Raw genomic sequence first — 1,656 nt, forward strand, 5'->3', positions numbered from 1 at the left:
ACGGCGAGCAGCTCCGCGACCGGGACCGCCCGGGTGGCGTCGAAGAGCACGTCGAGGACAGCGCCGAGGCTGTTGTCGGCCGCGAGCACCGGCGGGGGACCGTGCCGGAGGACGGTGGTCACCACGAGGAGTGCGAGCGCATCGGCCTGCGCGCGCCCCCAGCGGACCGAGAGGCTGTCCACCTCGCGGGCGGCCGCGACCACCGAGGGCTCCGGCGACCCGGACGGCTGCGTCTCCAGGAACACGGGGAGGGCGAGCGCTTCGTCGGCGAGCGGCCCGAGGGCCACCGAGCCGACCGTCACCCCGGTCGGGCGCGGCCAGAGCGGTTCGTCGTCCACCGGAGGGCCGTGCACCTCCGCCGACGTCCCGACGCTCATCGCGGCGCCGTGGCGGAGGATCGCGGCGCCCCCGGGGTGCAGCACCCAGTACCGACCTGCGCGGTGCAGGACGACGGGCGTGTGCAGGGTCACGACCCACGCCGTGACGTCCGGGTCGAGGTGCAGGGTCCAGTCCGGGGCTGCGGACAGCAGCGACCGGCCGAACGCGCACCGGACCCCCGCGATGTCGATGAGGGCCTGGAGCGCGTCGGGCACCCCGTCAGCTTGTCAGCGAGCGGACGGCCCCGATGCCCTCGACGGGCGACCTGTGGACAGGCGTCAGCGGACGCGGACCGCCGTCAGCGGACGTCGGCGGTCGACCAGAGCGTCCGGACCGCGTCCCGCACCGGACGCAGCAGCGGCGGCAGGAACAGGACCGCTGCCGCCGCGTACGTGACGGCCTGCACGACGCCGGGTGCCAGCACGACGAGGTCCAGGGCGGCTTGCGACACCGCCGCGAGCGGAGCGAACCAGCTCAGGGCGAAGTGCGACACGACGAGCAGCACGCCGCCGACGGCCACGACCCACCCGAGGACCCGTCGGAAGCCCGACGAACCGCGGACCACCTGGACGCCGAACGCCAACAGCAGCACGATCGCGACGAGCGCCACGAAGGACCCCACGATCCCGGGGACGGGCCACGACACCGCGGACAGGAGCGTGGCGAGCGCGAAGGTCACCGTCGCCCGAGCACGGGTCAGCCAGGCCGCCACGAGGACCACCACGGCCCCGAGCGCACCGAGGACCGAGCCCGCGACCAGCCAGGTCTGCGGGACGAACACGATCGTCGACTGCAGGACGCCGGACAGCGCGGGAGCGAGGGCCGCGACCACGGCAGCGAGTGCGATCCAGCGTTCCCCCGTGCTCCTGCGCATGACCGCAGCGTACGCCCGGACGGGGGGACAACCCCACCCCGAGTCCGGGAGACGGCAGGATGGGTCGACGACGGCCCCGGTACGAGGCTGGTGTCATGACCGACACCGCCCGCCTCGACCAGGCCGAGACCGTCCCGCTCGACGAATCGCTGCCGACAGGAGCCACACGACCCATGCCCGAGCAGCCGACCCCGCCACCCGGCTGGCAGGGGACCCCGCCGGTCGCCGCGACCGGCAACGGTTCCGGCTCCGGGATGACCGCCGGCGCCTTCTACCGCGAGGCCTGGCGCCGCCTGCCACCCGACGTCGGCTACATGGCCCTCACGGCGGTGCTGCTCTGCACCCTCTACGCGGCGTTCCCCGCGGCGGTCCTCGGCGGCGGCTTCCGCGACCTCTCAACCCGT

Annotated in this window: 2 protein-coding genes and 1 pseudogene; 1 reads left to right on the forward strand and 2 read right to left on the reverse strand. The window is 74.8% G+C overall.

The features are described 5' to 3' along the window. Both I59_RS19095 and I59_RS03665 read right to left on the reverse strand, forming a co-directional pair. Positions 1 to 593, reverse strand: a 593-nt coding sequence (locus I59_RS19095; RefSeq protein ID WP_042726430.1) for a hypothetical protein, incomplete at its 3' end; no start/stop codon positions are given. Between the two features lie 83 nt (positions 594 to 676). After that, complete coding sequence (locus I59_RS03665) at positions 677 to 1,252, reverse strand: hypothetical protein (protein ID WP_031272739.1); 576 nt, start codon at positions 1,250 to 1,252, stop codon at positions 677 to 679. Positions 1,253 to 1,347: 95 nt separating this feature from the next. Here I59_RS03665 and I59_RS03670 point away from each other — a divergent pair. Next, positions 1,348 to 1,656: pseudogene (locus I59_RS03670) on the forward strand (sensor histidine kinase); the annotation flags it as partial.

This window comes from Curtobacterium sp. B8 (genome assembly GCF_000333315.1).
Classification (GTDB): domain Bacteria; phylum Actinomycetota; class Actinomycetes; order Actinomycetales; family Microbacteriaceae; genus Curtobacterium; species Curtobacterium luteum.

What these genes read in the sequence shown, in the direction of transcription:
- I59_RS03665 (WP_031272739.1), bottom strand. Translation starts at nt 1,252, where the DNA reads ATGCGCAGGAGCACGGGGGAACGCTGGATCGCACTCGCTGCCGTGGTC.